The sequence below is a fragment of the Mesobacillus maritimus genome (genome assembly GCF_019749255.1).
Classification (GTDB): domain Bacteria; phylum Bacillota; class Bacilli; order Bacillales; family Cytobacillaceae; genus Mesobacillus_B; species Mesobacillus_B maritimus_A.
Map to the genome: position 1 here is coordinate 108,554 of NZ_JACWFH010000008.1, position 17,700 is coordinate 126,253.

Annotated in this window: 17 protein-coding genes and 1 other annotated feature; all 17 genes read left to right on the forward strand. The window is 39.0% G+C overall.

Annotated features, from left to right (window positions below; genetic code table 11):
• Positions 1-228 precede the first annotated feature (228 nt).
• Positions 229-2,388 carry an HD family phosphohydrolase gene (locus H0185_RS05885; protein WP_221872136.1) on the forward strand — a complete coding sequence of 720 codons (2,160 nt, stop codon included), beginning with the start codon at positions 229-231 and terminating at the stop codon, positions 2,386-2,388.
• Positions 2,385-2,855, forward strand: a complete 471-nt coding sequence (ybeY, locus tag H0185_RS05890) for an rRNA maturation RNase YbeY (RefSeq protein ID WP_221872138.1) — start codon at positions 2,385-2,387, stop codon at positions 2,853-2,855. Before H0185_RS05885 ends, ybeY begins: the two co-directional genes overlap by 4 nt.
• Entirely contained in the window at positions 2,833-3,231 is a 399-nt protein-coding gene (locus H0185_RS05895; RefSeq protein WP_221872140.1) for a diacylglycerol kinase family protein, read from the forward strand. The genes ybeY and H0185_RS05895 overlap by 23 nt, the downstream gene beginning before the upstream one ends.
• Positions 3,232-3,416: 185 nt before the next feature.
• A complete protein-coding gene (locus tag H0185_RS05900; RefSeq protein ID WP_221872141.1) occupies positions 3,417-3,815 on the forward strand; it encodes a cytidine deaminase in 399 nt (132 codons plus the stop codon).
• The gene (gene era / locus H0185_RS05905) at positions 3,808-4,719 is read left to right on the forward strand and encodes a GTPase Era (protein ID WP_221872143.1); all 912 of its coding nucleotides are present in this window, start codon (positions 3,808-3,810) and stop codon (positions 4,717-4,719) included. Before H0185_RS05900 ends, era begins: the two co-directional genes overlap by 8 nt.
• 363 nt (positions 4,720-5,082) lie before the next feature.
• On the forward strand, positions 5,083-5,226 hold the full coding sequence (locus H0185_RS05910) for a YqzL family protein (protein WP_221872145.1): 144 nt from the start codon (positions 5,083-5,085) through the stop codon (positions 5,224-5,226).
• A gap of 30 nt (positions 5,227-5,256) precedes the next feature.
• Entirely contained in the window at positions 5,257-6,009 is a 753-nt protein-coding gene (recO, locus tag H0185_RS05915) for a DNA repair protein RecO (RefSeq protein ID WP_221873041.1), read from the forward strand.
• A 51-nt stretch (positions 6,010-6,060) separates the two neighbouring features.
• Positions 6,061-6,229 (forward strand) — a binding site (T-box leader).
• 86 nt (positions 6,230-6,315) lie between these two features.
• Complete coding sequence (glyQ, locus tag H0185_RS05920) at positions 6,316-7,206, forward strand: glycine--tRNA ligase subunit alpha (protein ID WP_221872147.1); 891 nt, start codon at positions 6,316-6,318, stop codon at positions 7,204-7,206.
• Positions 7,199-9,271: a glycine--tRNA ligase subunit beta gene (glyS, locus tag H0185_RS05925; protein WP_221872149.1), complete on the forward strand. Its 2,073-nt coding sequence runs from the start codon at positions 7,199-7,201 to the stop codon at positions 9,269-9,271. The genes glyQ and glyS overlap by 8 nt, the downstream gene beginning before the upstream one ends.
• 155 nt (positions 9,272-9,426) lie before the next feature.
• Positions 9,427-10,059, forward strand: a complete 633-nt coding sequence (gene ccpN, locus H0185_RS05930) for a transcriptional regulator CcpN (protein WP_221872151.1) — start codon at positions 9,427-9,429, stop codon at positions 10,057-10,059.
• 26 nt (positions 10,060-10,085) lie between these two features.
• Positions 10,086-10,913 carry a pyruvate, water dikinase regulatory protein gene (locus H0185_RS05935; RefSeq protein ID WP_221872153.1) on the forward strand — a complete coding sequence of 276 codons (828 nt, stop codon included), beginning with the start codon at positions 10,086-10,088 and terminating at the stop codon, positions 10,911-10,913.
• A gap of 691 nt (positions 10,914-11,604) precedes the next feature.
• Positions 11,605-11,817 carry a DUF188 domain-containing protein gene (locus H0185_RS05940; protein ID WP_246629078.1) on the forward strand — a complete coding sequence of 71 codons (213 nt, stop codon included), beginning with the start codon at positions 11,605-11,607 and terminating at the stop codon, positions 11,815-11,817.
• A gap of 14 nt (positions 11,818-11,831) precedes the next feature.
• Entirely contained in the window at positions 11,832-13,646 is a 1,815-nt protein-coding gene (gene dnaG / locus H0185_RS05945) for a DNA primase (RefSeq protein WP_221872155.1), read from the forward strand.
• Between the two features lie 30 nt (positions 13,647-13,676).
• Positions 13,677-14,810 carry an RNA polymerase sigma factor RpoD gene (gene rpoD, locus H0185_RS05950; RefSeq protein ID WP_221872157.1) on the forward strand — a complete coding sequence of 378 codons (1,134 nt, stop codon included), beginning with the start codon at positions 13,677-13,679 and terminating at the stop codon, positions 14,808-14,810.
• 375 nt (positions 14,811-15,185) lie between these two features.
• Entirely contained in the window at positions 15,186-15,548 is a 363-nt protein-coding gene (gene cccA / locus H0185_RS05955) for a cytochrome c550 (protein ID WP_221872159.1), read from the forward strand.
• A gap of 128 nt (positions 15,549-15,676) precedes the next feature.
• Positions 15,677-16,384 carry a tRNA (adenine(22)-N(1))-methyltransferase gene (locus tag H0185_RS05960; RefSeq protein ID WP_221872160.1) on the forward strand — a complete coding sequence of 236 codons (708 nt, stop codon included), beginning with the start codon at positions 15,677-15,679 and terminating at the stop codon, positions 16,382-16,384.
• The gene (locus H0185_RS05965) at positions 16,381-17,496 is read left to right on the forward strand and encodes a Nif3-like dinuclear metal center hexameric protein (protein ID WP_221872162.1); all 1,116 of its coding nucleotides are present in this window, start codon (positions 16,381-16,383) and stop codon (positions 17,494-17,496) included. The genes H0185_RS05960 and H0185_RS05965 overlap by 4 nt, the downstream gene beginning before the upstream one ends.
• The last annotated feature ends 204 nt before the right edge of the window (positions 17,497-17,700 follow it).

The following is a 17,700-nucleotide window of genomic DNA, read 5'->3' on the forward strand; positions in this document are numbered from 1 at the left end:
CTGTCCCTTTCGGACAGACTTTTTAGTTGTTCTAAATAACAAAAGGAACAATCGTTTCCCTAGATTTCAGTTGAAGCGCTCCAGTCCTGTCGTGTGCTAAAAGGGCACTTCCGCTTTTCTAATTGAAAGATGAAAGTTAGCAAAAAAACTGGTATGATGTAAAATAATGAAGATAAATTTTCCAATTAACGTATTTCTTGTTAGCAAGGACGGGAAAGGAGGCATGGAATGGAAAAGCTACAGCATTCGTTAAATTCTATCCTTAATTTATTGAATATCAGGCTTTTCCGTGTTTTATTATTTCTTATCCTTGGTATTGTGATGTTTTTATCCATGTATAGCAATGTGAAACCGGAAAAACTAAATCTAACCCTGTTTTCAATTGCCGGTCAAACAATCCGTTCTCCGATTACTGTTGAAGATAAGACGAATACTGAGAGAAAGAGACAAGAGGCCGTCGACCAAGTCCAAGATGTATATACGGTGAAAAAAGAATACACTCAAAATCAAGTCGATTTAATTACGTCAATCTTTGACTCCATTACGGAAGTGAATAGTGAAATCGAGGAAGCACCCGCTAACGAAGAAAACGAGGCAAGCAAAACTCCTGCTCAATTGCTAAATGAAAAGTTAACAAGAGTTAAGGCGATGTTGACATCTGAAGTCACGGATGCAATCTCTAATCAATCCTTCACCGCGATGTTACATGCCTCACCTGACGATCTATCAATAGCAAGGGATTTAACTGTGACTGCTGTTAACAATGTAATGACCAATCGGATTCCTGCTGATGGAGTTGAAAATGCAAAAAAACGTGTTGAGGAAGAATTAAAGTATACGAGTCTAAATTCTGGTTTAAAGGCTGCCATTATTGAATTGGGTCGTTATGCCATTATTCAAAATGAATTTTATGACCCAAGAGCTACTGAGGATTTGCGCCAGCAAGCAAGCGACGGAGTTGAGCCTGTAAAGATTTTAGAGGGCCAGATCATTGTAGAGGAAGGCCAGTTAATCAGTAGGGATGTTTATCATAAATTGGAGCTGGCTGGACTTTTAGATAATGAAAATTCTCTGAGGCCGTTTGTGGGTCTTGCTATGATGATTTTTATTATCCTATGTGCTCTTTTCTTTATTTTTGACGAAATGCGAGCAACAGGAAGCAATCAAAATCAGCTGTTGATTTTTAGTTTCATTTTTATCCTTGTGTTGTTAATCATGAAACTGTTGAGTCTCTTTACTGATTATAAATATTCTGAGATTGGGTATGTAGTTCCTGCTGCGATGGGGCCAATGTTGATTAAAGTACTTATCAATGAACGCTTAGCGATTTTTCAAACCGTTATCCTTGGGATTTCAGGCAGCATTCTTTTCAACCAAGGGATCACTGGAACGCTCAATGTGACGGTAGCGATTTATATTATCGCAAGTGGCTTGGCAGGGATTTTGTACCTCCGACATCAGAATCAGCGGTCGAAAATTCTTCAAGCAGGATTATTTGTATCGTTAGTTAATCTTTTTGTTATCATTACACTTGTTCTGCTGCGTAACAGCCAATATTCGGGCTTAGAATATGGGATAAATCTATTGGTAGCATTTATATCAGGTATTTCTTCTGCTGTGTTGACGATTGGTCTCTTACCATTCTTCGAGGCCGGCTTTGGGGTGTTATCAACCATGAAACTAATCGAGTTGTCAAATCCAAATCACCCACTATTACGTAAAATCTTGACAGAGGCACCTGGCACTTATCATCATAGTGTGATGGTTGCGAATCTTGCTGAATCAGCTTGTGAAGCAGTTGGAGCAAATGGTTTGTTGGCTCGAGTTGGGTGTTATTATCATGATATTGGAAAAACAAAACGCCCTCAATTTTTTATTGAGAATCAGATTAATATTGAAAATCCGCATGATAAATTGCCTCCGATGACAAGTAAAAATATTATTATTGCTCATGCAACAGATGGTGCGGAGATGCTTAGGAAGCACAAGATGCCGAAAGAAATTATTGATATTGCTGAGCAACATCATGGGACGACGCTATTAAAATTCTTTTACCATAAGGCGAAACAAGACGGAAGCGAAGTAAAAGAGGCTGATTACCGTTATCCAGGCCCGAAAGCGAAAACGAAGGAAAGTGCGATTATAGGCATTGCCGATAGTGTTGAAGCTGCTGTTCGTTCAATGTCAAATCCAACACATGAGCAGATTGAAACTCTTGTGAAAAATATTATTTCGGATAGACTTCAAGATGGACAGTTAAATGATTGTGATATTACTCTTAAAGAATTAAATGTAGTTGGGGAATCATTCTGTGAAACGCTAAAAGGCATTTTCCACTCCCGGATTGAATACCCAGAAATGACAAAGCAGAAGGTGAAGCAGGCATGAGTTTGGAAATTGATATTTTTGATGAAGTAGATGAACTTTCTCAAGACGATCTAGCGGTAATTGAAAATCTATTGAATTTTGCTGCAACGAAAGAGAAGGTTGAGCCAGGTAGTGAAGTTTCGGTGACCTTTGTTTCAAGTGAAAGAATCCATGAGATAAATCGAGAATATCGGGATAAGGATCGACCTACAGATGTCATTTCATTTGCGTTAGAAGAAAGGGGTGAAGGTGAAATGGAAATTGTAGGAACAGATATACCTCGTGTTCTTGGTGACATTATCATTTCGACTGAAAAAGCCAGAGAACAAGCAGTTGAATATAATCACTCATTTATGCGTGAACTAGGATTCTTGGCCGTTCATGGTTTTCTTCACTTACTTGGTTATGATCATGAAAATGAAGAAGATGAGAAAAGAATGTTTTCAAGACAAAGGGAAATTTTAGATGAGTATGGGCTCACCAGATAGGAATCATAAGAAAAAAATCACTCTTTTACGTTCTTTCTATTACGCCATCAGTGGAATTTCTTCGGCTATTAAGACCGAGCGTAATTTAAGAATTCATCTGACACTTTCTTTGTTGGTGATTTTTCTAGGCTTTGCTTTTTCAATTACCAGGATAGAGTGGTTAATTGTTATTTTGGTTCTTGGCGGGATGTTATGTGCGGAGTTAATAAATACTGCAATTGAGAGAGTTGTGGACTTAGCGACTGAAGAATACCATCCACTAGCAAAACAGGCTAAGGATATCGCGGCGGGGGCTGTCCTACTATTTGCGGTTACCTCGGTAGTGGTTGGAATTGTTATATTTGTTCCGAGAATCTTATCCATCTTATCTTTTTAGCTGCCTCCTAGGCAGCTTTTCATTCCTATTAGTTACATCTTGAGTGTGCGGAGGCAATTTGAGAAAATAAGTCAGATTAAAAGGATTTGCATATTTACTGAAAATTTAAAATTTTTAACTTTTTTCGTTATTTACAGTGAAATTAACATCAATATAAGGTAAAATAGTGGAAAGGAAGATCATCGATGGATAACACAACGTTAATTGATGAAGCAATAATAGCAATGAAAAAAGCATATGTTCCATACTCTGAGTTTCAAGTTGGAGCAGCTTTACTAACTGAGGATGATAAGGTTTATCATGGATGTAATATTGAAAATGCTGCCTACAGTATGTGTAACTGTGCTGAGAGAACGGCAATCTTTAGTGCTTACGCCCATGGAGATCGAAAATTCAAGGCACTTGCTGTCGTTGCGAATACAGACCGACCGATTTCTCCGTGTGGAGCTTGTCGCCAGGTTATTTCGGAATTATGCCCAAAGGATATGAAGGTTACTTTAACAAACTTAAAAGGAAATACATTAGAACTAACCGTTGAGGAATTGCTTCCAGGCGCGTTTACACCGGAGGATTTACATGAATAAGGATAATGGATACAAATCAGGTTTTATTTCTATCATAGGTAGACCTAATGTCGGCAAATCGACCTTCCTTAACAAAGTAGTTGGTCAAAAAATTGCGATTATGAGCGATAAACCTCAAACCACGAGAAACAAGGTTCAGGGGGTCTTAACCCTTGATGATTCGCAAATGGTGTTCATTGATACACCGGGTATTCATAAACCTAAGCATAGACTTGGGGATTTTATGATGAAAGTTGCACAAAATACCCTTAAGGAAGTTGACCTTGTTTTATTTATGGTGAATGCAGAGGAAGGCTATGGACGTGGAGAAGAGTTCATTATTGAAAAGCTTCAATCCATTCATACACCTGTATTTCTCGTTATCAATAAAATTGATTTAGTTCACCCAGACCAACTTTTGAAGATGATAGATGGATACAAAGAGAAACTTAATTTCAAAGAGATTGTGCCAATTTCAGCACTAGAAGGGAACAATATTGAAAAACTTCTAGAGCAAATTAAAGTTTACTTACCCGAGGGTCCTCAGTATTACCCTGCTGACCAGGTGACGGATCATCCTGAGCGTTTCATAATTTCTGAATTAATTAGGGAGAAAGCGCTTCATCTAACGCGTGAGGAAATTCCTCACTCCCTTGCTGTTTTGATTGAGAAAATTGAACGAAACGATGAAAAGGATACCGTACACGTTATGGCGACCATTATTGTTGAAAGAGATTCTCAAAAGGGAATCGTAATCGGGAAACAAGGGAGTATGCTCAAGGAAGTTGGCAAGCGAGCAAGACTCGATATTGAAAACCTATTGGGAAGCAAAGTGTTTCTTGAATTATGGGTAAAAGTTCAAAAGGACTGGAGGAACCGTGCTTCACACCTCCGTGACTATGGTTTTAGGGAAGATGAATATTAAAAGCTATTTGGGTAAGGATTGTTTGCTAAAATCCTAAAGCTGATTTTTAGCATAAGGACAGCTATTTATTAGGTTTTAATTGGTTTGTAAGCTCTTTTCTCATTAGTGAATTTCGTATATAGCTCAGAATGAGCTAGGTATAATGGATGTGCACTTTACAACAAAGTTTGAGAAAAGAGCCGTATTAAAAAATGGTTAGTGTTTAAAAAGCCCTAATTAATGTATTAGGTGAAGACATGTTTTATGCATTTAACTCATTTACAAAATTTGTGGCACATGAAAAACAGACTGACAGGCTATGATATTGTTAAGGATTCGGGATTGAAATTGCTAGTATCGATTAATGAAAGGTGGGGTTTTCGCATGTTGGATTTTACCTGGAAGGTCTTTTCACAAACAGGTAATATTGACACTTATCTCCTCTTCAAGGAATTGGAGCAGGAAAGACGAGAAATACCCGATAATCAGGAGGAAGATCTAGCAGAAATTGATTTTCCCATCTCATAGATTGTCTCCTCAGGTGGATGGTGAAGAATGGTGCTGGAAAAATGCGAAGGCATCGTTATAAGAACAACTGATTATGCTGAAACGAATAAAATCGTGACCTTATTTACACGAGAATGGGGTAAGGTTGGAGTGATGGCAAGAGGGGCGAAAAAACCAAATAGTCGCCTAACGGCTGTCACCCAGCCTTTTACTTATGGTTATTTTCTAATCCAACGTGGTAGAGGGCTTGGAGGTCTGCAACAAGGGGATTTGATTTCGTCAATGCGAAGTATTCGAGAGGATATTTTTTTAACTGCTTATGCTAGTTATGTTATTGACTTAACAGACAAAAGCACTGAAGAAAAGAAGCCTAATCCTTTTCTCTTTGAACTTCTTTTGCAGACTTTGCAATATATGAACGAAGGCTATGACTTAGATATCTTAGTGAATATCTATGAAATGAAAATGTTGAATGTTCTTGGGCTTTATCCGGTTTTGGACCAATGCGCAAGCTGCGGACGGACAGAAGGGAACTTTGCTTTTTCAATTCGAGAAGGTGGCCTTCTCTGCCAACATTGCATCCAAAAAGATCCCTATCATTATAGAATTTCACCTGCTACGGTTCGCTTGTTAAGACTTTTTTATTTACTTGATCTCTCAAGACTTGGGAATATCTCCGTCAAGGCTGAAACAAAGGCAGAGTTAAAAAAGGTTATAAATGCGTATTATGAAGAATACTCTGGTCTCAACTTGAAAACGAAGAAGTTTCTTGGGCAGCTTGATAGCTTTAAAGATAAGCTATAAATATTGACAACTCATTTTGTTTTGGTTATGATTCTAAATAAATTACTTACATATGTTGCTGTGAAGGAAAGGAGTATCTAAATTCCTCTGTAAAAGCGAACTCGGGATGGTGTGAGCCGAGATGCGGAGATTTAGAGAATGGCGTTCTGGAGCGACTTTACTTAAAGAGGCTGCGTATGCAGCAAATAGGGTGGAACCGCGGGTAACTCTCGTCCCTATGCCATTTTTAAGGCATAGTGGCGAGAGTTTTTTGTTTGCTCAGGATTGTGCCTTAAGAGTTCAAAAAATTTGGAGGTGTGTTCTTTTATGAATATCCAAAATATGATTTTAACGTTGCAAAAACACTGGTCTGAACAAGGCTGTATCTTAATGCAGGCATACGATGTCGAAAAGGGTGCCGGTACAATGAGTCCTTATACTTTTTTGAGGGCAATTGGTCCTGAACCTTGGAATGTGGCGTATGTTGAGCCTTCAAGACGACCTGCAGATGGACGATATGGGGAAAACCCGAATCGTTTATATCAACATCACCAGTTCCAAGTAATTATGAAGCCTTCACCTGACAATATTCAGGAGTTGTACCTAGACTCACTAAAGGCGCTTGGTATTAACCCTCTTGAGCATGATATTCGATTTGTTGAGGATAACTGGGAAAATCCATCACTTGGCTGTGCTGGACTAGGTTGGGAAGTTTGGCTTGATGGAATGGAGATTACTCAGTTTACTTATTTCCAGCAGGTTGGTGGCCTGGAGTGTAAGCCTGTATCTGTTGAAATCACTTATGGAATTGAGCGCTTAGCTTCATATATTCAAGATAAAGAAAATGTGTTTGAGCTTGAATGGACAGATGGTTTTACGGTTAGGGATATTTTCGGACAACCTGAATTCGAACATAGTAAATATACCTTCGAGACATCCGACCCTGATATGCTCTTTAATCTATTTTCAATTTATGAAAAAGAAGCCCATAGACAAATGGAAGCAGGCCTTGTTCATCCGGCCTATGATTATGTATTAAAATGCTCTCATGTTTTTAATATCCTAGATGCAAGAGGTGCGATTTCTGTTACGGAAAGAACTGGATATATTGGAAGATGCCGAAATTTAGCACGAAAAGTGGCTAAAACGTTCTATGAAGAAAGAGAAAAATTGGGCTTTCCAATTTTAGAGCGAAAGGAGAAACTAGGTCATGAGTAAACGTAATTTGTTGCTTGAAATTGGGCTTGAAGAACTGCCTGCCAGATTTATTAATGATTCGATTAACCAGCTTGCTGATAAAGTCGGTGCTTGGTTTTCAAATAAAAAAATTGAATACAGTGAGCTTAAGATGTATTCTACACCACGTAGATTAGCTGTTCTTGTTACAGATGTAGCTGAAAGGCAAGAAGATAGCCATGAGGAAGCTAAAGGACCAGCAAAGAAAATTGCACTTGCCGCGGACGGCACATGGTCTAAAGCAGCCCAGGGCTTTACACGTGGTCAGGGTATGACAGTTGAAGACATTTATTTTAAAGAAATCAATGGGGTTGAATATGCCCATGTTAAGAAATTTATTGAAGGTCAAGATACTGCTAATCTTCTGCCAGAAATGCAAAGTATGATCACTGGCTTAACTTTTCCTAAGAATATGCGTTGGGCAAATGAAGAGTTACGATATGTTCGTCCAATAAAATGGCTTATCGCAATGTTTGGAAATGATGTAATTCCATTTTCAATTACAGGGGTAGAGACAGGTAACCAAACTAGGGGACACCGATTCTTAGGAACAGAGTTTGTACTTAGCTCACCGGATAACTACGAAGAGGAATTACTAAATCAATATATCATTGCAGATGCTGATAAACGAAAAAAGGCGATTCAGACTCAGTTAGAAAATATTGAACAGGAAAATGATTGGGTGATTCCCGTAGACGAGGAATTGCTCGACGAGGTCACAAACTTAGTAGAGTACCCAACTGCGCTTTATGGACGGTTTGAAGAAGAGTTTCTTGAAATCCCTGAAGAGGTATTGATTACCTCTATGAAGGAACATCAGCGTTATTTTCCGGTTAAATCAAAAGATGGAGAACTCCTACCTTATTTTGTAACTGTTCGAAATGGAGATCACCAGCATTTAGAAAAGGTTTCACGAGGAAACGAAAAAGTTCTAAGAGCACGACTAGCGGATGCTGCGTTTTTCTATAAAGAGGACCAGAAATTGGCGATTGATGATGCCTTAGCTAAATTGAAAAACATCGTTTATCATGAAGATATTGGGACAGTTGCGGAGAAATCCAGCCGTGTTAGAATGCTTGCGAACTTAATAAGTGAGCGTCTTGAGTTGGACAAAGAAACCCAAACAGCTGTTGATCGCACAGCAGAAATTAGCAAATTCGATTTGGTAACACAAATGGTTTATGAATTTCCAGAATTACAAGGTATCATGGGTGAGAAATATGCAATGCAAAAAGGAGAGACACCAGCGGTAGCAAAGGCAATTAATGAGCATTATATGCCTAGAAATGCTGAAGATGGTACAGCTGATAGCGATGCTGGTGCCGTTGTCGCTATCTCTGAAAAGTTAGATACAATCTGTTCGTTTTTTGCGATTGGGGTTATCCCAAGTGGTTCCCAAGATCCATATGCACTAAGAAGACAAGCAACAGGTATAGTCCAAACACTTGTAAATAAAAAGTGGAGTATTTCACTTGAATTATTAATTGGTCTTTCTCTCAACCTGATTACTGAAGCAGGAATCCTAAAAAGGACAAATGAGGAGACTTTCCAGGATCTTTCACACTTCTTTGGTTTAAGAATGAAACATCTTCTTCAAGAACAGGGAATTCGTTATGACTTAATTGATGCTACTTTAGGTAGTGGTTTGAGAGATATCCCAGGTTTATTAGATAAAGCACGCGTCTTGCAGGAGAAAAAGGATGAAGACGGTTTTAAAGAAAGTATCGAAGCCCTAAGCCGTGTTTTGAATATTGCTAGCAAGGCCGAGGTGGTTGGAGATATCAACGAAGATCTTTTTGAAAATGAACAAGAAAAGCTCCTTTATAGAAAATTCTTAGACGCTGCTAAGCAGGAAGAAGAAGGGATTGCTGCTGAAGCATTCTATCAGTTGCTAGAATCCTTAAAAGGTGAGATTAACAATTACTTTGAGCACACGATGGTTATGGCCGACAAGCTAGATGTCCGCGAGAACCGACTAAATCAAATGGCCATGCTTGCTTCACTGATCACAAAATTCGCTAAGGTTAACGATATTAACGTAAAATAAAAACAAGTTGCGAGTGCCTTAATATGCATTGCTTTCGTAATAAGTGAAATACCTCTAGCGTAAGATATATGTCTAGCTCTAGCGCCCGGCAGCCTTTTAATGTGCTAAATGGGCGCTTGCGCTTTTGATTTTTTATAAACGGGTTCAGGTAGGCGGTGAGGAAAATCGAACTGAATAAGCGCCAAGAACGGATATTAGAAATTGTGAAGGAAAGCGGCCCGATTACCGGGGAACAGATCGCTGATAAATTGAATCTTACAAGAGCTACACTAAGGCCAGATTTAGCGATATTAACGATGGCTGGTTTCCTAGATGCGAGACCAAGGGTAGGTTATTTTTACACGGGAAAATCTGGTACACAGCTTTTAACAGAAAATCTAAAGAAAATTCTTGTGAGAGATTATCAATCTATTCCTGTTGTTATCTCTGAGAATGTATCAGTATATGATGCGATTGTCACAATGTTTCTAGAGGATGTTGGTACATTGTTTGTATCTGATCATGGTGGATTATTAGCGGGGGTCCTATCCAGAAAAGACCTTTTAAGAGCTAGTATCGGGAAACAAGAGCTGACCGCAATACCTGTGAATATTATCATGACAAGAATGCCCAATATCGCAGTATGCATGAAAGAGGACTTGTTAATTGAAGCGGCCAAAAAGCTAATTGAAAAGCAAATTGATGCATTGCCAATCGTAAAAGAAACGGAACGAGGACTCGAGATTGTTGGAAGACTAACAAAGACAAACATTACAAAGGCCTTTGTTGCCTTAGCGCAAGAGGATTAGGATCAAACTTAGGAGTTGGTATTTCAATGGATAAGATGCCGATCATCTATGTTGTCTCCGATTCGGTAGGGGAGACGGCTGAGTTAGTTACGAAAGCAGCAGTTAGTCAATTTAATAATACAGACATGACCATTAAGCGTTTCCCATTTGTTGAAGATTTATCAAATGTAGATGAGGTCGTATCTCTAGCTAAGCAAGACGGGGGTATGATTGCTTATACGCTAGTGAAACCAGAAATCAGTGATTATATGAAACAGGTTGCACTCAGGGAGGGAATTATCGTTTCTGATATTCTCGGACCGTTGATGAGTCAGATTCAGGAACAGTGTGGAGAAACTCCGTTGTATGAACCGGGGCTTGTCCATAAATTAGATGAAGATTACTTTAAAAAAATTGAGGCTATTGAATTTGCAGTTAAGTATGATGATGGACGCGACCCACGGGGAATCCTTAAGGCTGACGTCGTTCTAATTGGTGTCTCTAGAACTTCTAAGACACCATTATCTCAATTCCTTGCTCATAAACGTTTTAAAGTAGCCAATGTCCCAATTGTTCCTGAAATTGATCCACCTGAAGAGCTTTTATTGGTTCCAAAAGAAAAATGTTTCGGCCTTCGCATTTCATCGGAAAAACTGAACCAGATCCGTCAAGAACGTTTGATTTCGCTGGGACTAAATGAAAAGGCTATTTATGCCAACATAAACCGAATTGAGGAAGAAATTGCGTACTTTGATTCTGTTGTTGAGAAAATTGGGTGCCCAATTATTGACGTAACCAATAAAGCAGTTGAAGAAAGTGCCAACGTTATTATGAACATTATGTTAAAGAAAAGCAATTCTCCATCCAAATTTTAAAAAGGGTTATTGTTTCCTTGTGAATGTTTAAGAATGTTGATTGGTGTGGAGAGTAAAGGAAAGATTGTGCATGAGTAGCAGCCAGTTGAGGAGTGCTTTACGCTAGGGAAGATAGACTTCCATGACTGCTATTGGAAAGCGAAGGGCTAGAATCAGAAATGTACACCAGTGCTTAAAATCTTAAAGTATGATTCACCTATGGCCGAATAGCACATATGGTATGTGCTATCCTTTTTTTTGAACGAAAAAAAAATAAAAAAACAATAGCGAAATTGCATTTCTTGTACTATAATAAAAAATTGTGATAAAAATATCCAACTTTAGGTTTAGACTTGACTATTTACGAATAAACTATTTATTGTTACATGTCAAGGAAATGGGTGAAGAAAAATTCGACAAAAACTGATTTTGAAAAAATCCTCTTGTAAAGAAGGAATATGCGGAGTGATGTAGAATTACTAGTTATGAATTGGATTATTTGACAGTTTTTGTCGATGTAGATTCTTGGCCAGTAAAAGAGTAATCATTCAACTTACTTCGTCTTTTCCCAGTTGATTTGGTTTTTGTCACTCCATATTCACATATGAAAAGTGATTTGTCTTTTTCTGAGGGTATTTGTTGACTCATTGAGAGAAGCCGACCCTAACTAAGGTGATAGATGAATTACACAAGACGTTGGCTTCGCCTCAACATGGCTTTCAAAAGGTGTTTATGTTCTATCACGTCGGGGAAAATTTATTTTGAGGAAAGTAACTCGAGGTTGCTCAAGCTTCGGCATCTTTCCGTAAAGAGAAAAGACGCCGGGGATTATGGAAAAAACCCTGAACCACTTAGTGAAAAAGATAGAGAAAACTTCAAGAAGGAATTGACAAGGCTTTTGTCGAATTTTCAAGAGAGAAATTAAATGGAGTAATGCACATGGCAGAAAGGATTGCCGAAGAAAAAATTAACGAGATCCGTCAGGCGGTCGATATCGCCGATGTCATTGGCGATTATGTCCAGCTAAAAAAGCAAGGACGCAATTATTTTGGTCTTTGTCCCTTTCATGGTGAAAATTCTCCATCGTTTTCCGTCTCACCTGATAAACAAATTTATCATTGTTTCGGTTGTGGTGCAGGAGGAAATGTCTTCTCTTTTCTGATGGACATTGACGGACTATCCTTTCAAGAAGCCGCACTAAAATTAGCTGAGTATGCAAATGTTGAGCTAGAATTTGATGCTTCCACTTCTTTGAAACGGAAAGCAGTTCCTGAACATTTCAGGCAGATGGTAGAAGCCCATGAATTGCTCCGAAAGTTTTATCATCATTTATTGATGAATACAGACGAAGGGCAATACGCCTTAGAATACCTGATCAATAGAGGTTTTTCAAAGGAATCCATTGAAAAGTTTCAAATTGGTTATGCTCTCCCAAGTTGGGAATTTGCGAGTAGCCTCTTACAAAAACGAGGGTATTTGCCAGAGCAGATGGAAAAGGCTGGACTAATCATTAAAAGGGAGAGAGATGAGACATACTTTGATCGATTCCGCAATAGGATTATGTTTCCAATCTTTGATCACCAAGGCAATACGATTGCGTTTTCCGGAAGAGCCTTAGGAAACGATGAACCAAAATATTTAAATAGTCCGGAAACACCAATCTTTAATAAAAGTAAAATTCTTTACCACTTTAACCAAGCTCGCTCTGCAATTCGGAAACAACACCATGTTGTTTTATTTGAAGGATTTGCGGATGTAATTGCGGCGGATAGAGCAGGGGTTGAAAACGGTGTTGCCACAATGGGAACATCCTTAACGACAGAGCATATAACAGTACTTAAAAAAAATGCTCAGACAATTACGATTTGCTATGATTCGGATAATGCTGGGATTGAGGCAGCAAGCCGAGCTGCAGCCATGCTGGATGAAGCTGGTTGTATAGTCAAAGTAGCCAATATGCCTAATGGACTTGATCCTGATGACTATATTCAGCAATATGGTGAAGAGAGGTTTAGAACAGAGGTAATCGGGTCAAGTTTGACACATATGGCCTTTAAAATGCTTTACTATAGACGGAGGAAAAACCTTCAGAATGAAGGAGATCGCCTTCAATATATAGAAGAAGTATTAGAGGAGATTGGTCGGCTTGATAAAGCGGTTGAGAAAGACTTTTATTTAAGGCAACTGGCCAATGAGTTTTCACTTTCGTTGGAAGCCTTGAAACAACAAGTGAGTGAAACAACTAAATCAACACAGCAACCGAAAAAAGAAAATGTCGTAAGCCCAGAAGCAAAATCTTATGTGGTAAGGCAAGGTGGGCTAAAGCCCGCTTATTATGAAGCTGAAAGACGATTAATTTCACATATGCTTAAAGACAGTGAGATTGCCTACAAGGTTCATGAGTTGCTACAGGGTAACACCTTTAATGTAGATGAACATCAAGCCATTATTACTTACTTATTGGGTTTTTATGAAAAAGGTCATGAGCCTGATTTGAATGGGTTCTTAAATTATCTACAAGATAATAAGCTAAAAAGGATTGTAGCAGACATCGGAATGATTTCACTCAACGAAGAGCTTAGTGATCAGGAGTTATCTGATTATATCAAGCAGGTGTTGAATTATCAAAAGATGTTAAAAATAAAAGCTAAAGAAGTAGAACAAAAAGAAGCTGAACGCCAAAGTGATTATTTACGTGCAGCCGCAATTGCGATGGAAATTATCCAATTGCGAAAATCTATAAATTTGCATTAAAGTGTTGTGATTTTGGAAGGAGGGGTACATATGGCTGAAAAGTCGGCCCGTTCTAAAGAGGTTGAGCCAGAAGTTACCTTAGAACAAGTGAAAGACCAATTAACCGCACTGGGTAAAAAAACCGGTGTCCTCGCTTACGATGATATTGCAGAAAAATTATCGAGTTATGAATTAGATTCTGACCAAATGGATGAATTTTACGAATTTCTTGGTGACCAAGGTGTTGAAATCGTAGGTGATAGTGAAGATGCTGATGAAGATCCGGCAGTAAAAGAGCTTGCCAAAGACAGCGATGAAGAATTTGATTTAAATGACCTTAGCGTCCCACCTGGTGTAAAAATTAACGACCCAGTGAGAATGTACCTAAAAGAAATTGGCCGTGTAGATTTACTTTCTGCTGAGGAAGAAATCAATTTGGCCACTAGAATCGAACAAGGTGACGAAGAAGCTAAAAGACGTCTCGCGGAAGCAAACCTACGTCTTGTTGTCAGCATTGCAAAGCGTTACGTTGGGCGAGGCATGCTATTCCTTGATTTAATTCAAGAAGGAAACATGGGACTCATTAAGGCAGTTGAAAAGTTCGACTACCGCAAAGGATTTAAATTTAGTACGTATGCAACTTGGTGGATTCGTCAGGCAATTACAAGAGCGATTGCAGACCAAGCTAGAACGATCCGTATTCCAGTTCATATGGTTGAAACGATTAACAAGCTCATTCGTGTGCAAAGGCAATTACTACAGGATTTAGGACGTGAACCTACTCCTGAGGAAATTGCTGAAGATATGGATTTAACACCTGAAAAGGTTCGTGAAATTCTTAAAATTGCCCAAGAGCCCGTTTCGTTAGAAACACCGATTGGTGAAGAAGACGATTCACACTTAGGCGACTTCATCGAAGATCAGGACGCAACATCTCCTTCAGAGCATGCTGCTTATGAATTATTAAAAGAGCAGCTTGAGGATGTATTGGATACCCTAACAGACAGAGAAGAAAATGTCTTAAGACTCCGCTTTGGACTTGATGATGGTCGCACGAGAACACTTGAAGAAGTTGGGAAAGTATTTGGTGTCACTCGTGAGCGTATTCGTCAGATTGAGGCGAAAGCACTCAGGAAACTAAGGCACCCTAGCCGCAGTAAACGTCTAAAAGACTTTTTAGAATAAACTTCTTGGGAATAATTTACTCTAGGGTAAATTATTCCTTTTTTATACAATGTTCGATGACATCAGATTGACAAAGGGAAGGTCTCAACCTAGAATAACCAATATACTTCGTTAAACAGGCTCATATGAATTTCTTAATTAACACTATATAAAGCTATTTTACTGAATTGTCTCTCACTTTGCAAATGCCGTTAGGATTAATTTTCCATAAATGGGCGATGAAATCGGGAGTGCTTTAGTGGAAAATGTGTCTAATTTGTGGATTCATGTGACAAAGTTTGCTTTTTTACTTTATCTAATAACATTTTTCAAGTAAAATAAAGTTGTTTGCTATAGTTATAAGAATTTATAACTTATACATAAGGAGGGGTATATATGAACCGGAATCCAATTATTCCATTTGTGTTGATTATGGTATTTGGTATTGGCCTAATGTTTTTCCTTTCTTTCAAAGGTTTAGGGGATGCAGAACAAATTGCTAAGGAAAGTGAAGGCGGAGACAATACTGAAGAAGTGGCTGATGCAAGCCCTGAAGAAATTTATCAGCAGAGCTGTATCGGTTGTCATGGTGATCAATACCAAGGTGTATCTGGCCCAGCATTGACAGCAGTTGGCAGCAAATATTCACCGGAAGAAATTCAGGATATTCTTACCAATGGAACACCAGGTGGAATGCCTGGAGGCCTAGTGGCAGGAAATGAAGAGAAAATGGCTCAATGGCTTGCAGAAATGAAATAGTTGTACTAGCTAGTCCTTTGCATCTGCAAAGGACTTTTTTTATACTAGTGTAAGAAAGGCTAGAAGACCTATAAGGGCAAATGAAAATAAAATTGCTTGCATCATAAATAATATTAGTAGGTGAACAGATGAATACAGATAAACTGTCAGATCGACTGGCGACAGTTGCAAATTACATACCTAAGGGCAGTAGAATTGCTGATATTGGATCAGACCATGCCTACTTACCCTGCCATATGGTCAAAAAAGGGGCTGTGCGGTACGCAATTGCTGGAGAGGTAGCTGAAGGTCCATATCAGTCCGCGCTTAAGCAGGTGCAGCTTGAGGGCCTCACAAAGAGCATCGATGTTCGTAAAGGAGATGGACTTGAGGTAATCCAGCCTGGAGAAGTGGAGTGTATAACCATTGCAGGAATGGGAGGTACCCTAATTACGAGTATTCTGGAAGCAGGGAAAGACAAGCTTGTGAATGTAGAGAGGCTTATCCTACAACCAAATGTAGGTGCACATGCAATCAGAAGTTGGCTGTGCGAGAATAACTGGAGACTAGTTTCGGAAAGTATTCTAAAAGAAGACGGGAAAATTTATGAGGTTCTTGTAGCACAAAATGGAACAGGGGAAGATATCAAAAGTGACATGCAAGAACTAGAGTTATTATTTGGGCCATTTTTATTAAAAGAAAAAAATGATGCCTTCTGTGAAAAATGGGCACTTGAAAAGACAAATTGGCAAAGAATATTAAATCAACTAGAGCAGGCAGAGCAAAATGATTCAACCTTGGAAAAGAAAAGAGAAATAGAGAATAAACTCAAAATGGTAGAGGAGGTCCTTTCTTGAAAAAAGTCAATGGCTATGAAGTGATTCAGGTATTTGAACAGTTTTCTCCAAAGTCCTATGCCATGGAGGGAGATAAAATTGGGCTACAGGTGGGTGCTTTAAATAAACAGGTAACGAAGGTCATGGTTGCACTAGATGTGCTTGAGGAAGTGGTTGATGAAGCCATTGAAAAAGGTATTCAATTAATTATTGCACATCATCCTCCTATCTTTAGGCCAATGGGGAAAATAACAGAAGATACAGCTTCTGGTAGAATCATTACCAAATTACTTAAGCATGATATTGCTGTCTATGCAGCTCATACTAATTTAGATGTTGCAAAGGGCGGGGTGAATGACCTGCTTGCAGAAGCACTTGGACTAAGCAATACGAAGGTGTTAGTACCAACATTTGAGGATAAATTAATAAAGCTAGCTGTGTATGTCCCTGAAGAAGATGCAGGAAAGGTTCGCGATGCTTTAGGGAATGCTGGGGCTGGTGCAATTGGTGACTATAGTCATTGTTCTTTTAGTGTTAATGGCACAGGGCGTTTCCTTCCGGGGGACTCAACTAACCCTCATATCGGGGAACAGGGGCGCCTTGAAGCGGTAGGAGAAGTAAGAATTGAAACGATTTTCCCAAAAAGTCTTGAAAAACAAGTGATTTCAGCGATGGTTAAAGCACATCCCTATGAGGAAATTGCCTATGACCTCTACCCATTGGAGAATAAGGGAGAAGAGCTCGGTCTAGGACGAATCGGTACGGTTAGTGAAATGACATTGAGAGAATTTGCTGAACATGTTAAAAAGGTTCTTGATGTTAAGACCGTTCGAGTTGTGGGAGATTTAGAGGCTAGAATTAAAAAGGTTGCGGTCCTAGGTGGGGACGGTAATAAATACTTTTCTACCGCAAAATTCCGCGGGGCTGATGTCTATATTACCGGTGACCTTTATTATCATACGGCACATGATGCATGGATGGCAGGACTAAACATGATTGATCCAGGTCATAATGTTGAAAAGGTGATGAAGTCTGGTGTGGCAGAAATAATGAAAAAAAGATGTCAAGAGAAGGGGTTTGACGTCGAGTTTATTTCTTCCGAGGTCCAAACAGATCCTTTTATTTTTATTTAATATCGAGAAACTCAATCCAATATGGATTGGGTTTTTTGGTTAAGGCTAAACCTGTAGGAAGCTGAATTCATACGGACAGAAAAAGTCTAAAATGTGCATATGCTAGCCGGAATAGTGGACTCACTCGGACAGAGGTGGAAGAAGAAGCTAAAGCTAGTCGAATAAGGGCCTGATTCGGACAGGGGAGGAAGAGAAAAGCCAAAA

Coding starts and splice junctions, on each gene's coding strand:
- H0185_RS05935 (WP_221872153.1), top strand. CDS start 10,086: ATGGATAAGATGCCGATCATCTATGTTGTCTCCGATTCGGTAGGGGAG.
- H0185_RS05910 (WP_221872145.1), top strand. CDS start 5,083: ATGTTGGATTTTACCTGGAAGGTCTTTTCACAAACAGGTAATATTGAC.
- glyQ (WP_221872147.1), top strand. CDS start 6,316: ATGAATATCCAAAATATGATTTTAACGTTGCAAAAACACTGGTCTGAA.
- glyS (WP_221872149.1), top strand. CDS start 7,199: ATGAGTAAACGTAATTTGTTGCTTGAAATTGGGCTTGAAGAACTGCCT.
- era (WP_221872143.1), top strand. CDS start 3,808: ATGAATAAGGATAATGGATACAAATCAGGTTTTATTTCTATCATAGGT.
- rpoD (WP_221872157.1), top strand. CDS start 13,677: ATGGCTGAAAAGTCGGCCCGTTCTAAAGAGGTTGAGCCAGAAGTTACC.
- H0185_RS05940 (WP_246629078.1), top strand. CDS start 11,605: ATGGCTTTCAAAAGGTGTTTATGTTCTATCACGTCGGGGAAAATTTAT.
- H0185_RS05900 (WP_221872141.1), top strand. CDS start 3,417: ATGGATAACACAACGTTAATTGATGAAGCAATAATAGCAATGAAAAAA.
- dnaG (WP_221872155.1), top strand. CDS start 11,832: ATGGCAGAAAGGATTGCCGAAGAAAAAATTAACGAGATCCGTCAGGCG.
- cccA (WP_221872159.1), top strand. CDS start 15,186: ATGAACCGGAATCCAATTATTCCATTTGTGTTGATTATGGTATTTGGT.
- ybeY (WP_221872138.1), top strand. CDS start 2,385: ATGAGTTTGGAAATTGATATTTTTGATGAAGTAGATGAACTTTCTCAA.
- H0185_RS05895 (WP_221872140.1), top strand. CDS start 2,833: ATGAGTATGGGCTCACCAGATAGGAATCATAAGAAAAAAATCACTCTT.
- H0185_RS05960 (WP_221872160.1), top strand. CDS start 15,677: ATGAATACAGATAAACTGTCAGATCGACTGGCGACAGTTGCAAATTAC.
- H0185_RS05885 (WP_221872136.1), top strand. CDS start 229: ATGGAAAAGCTACAGCATTCGTTAAATTCTATCCTTAATTTATTGAAT.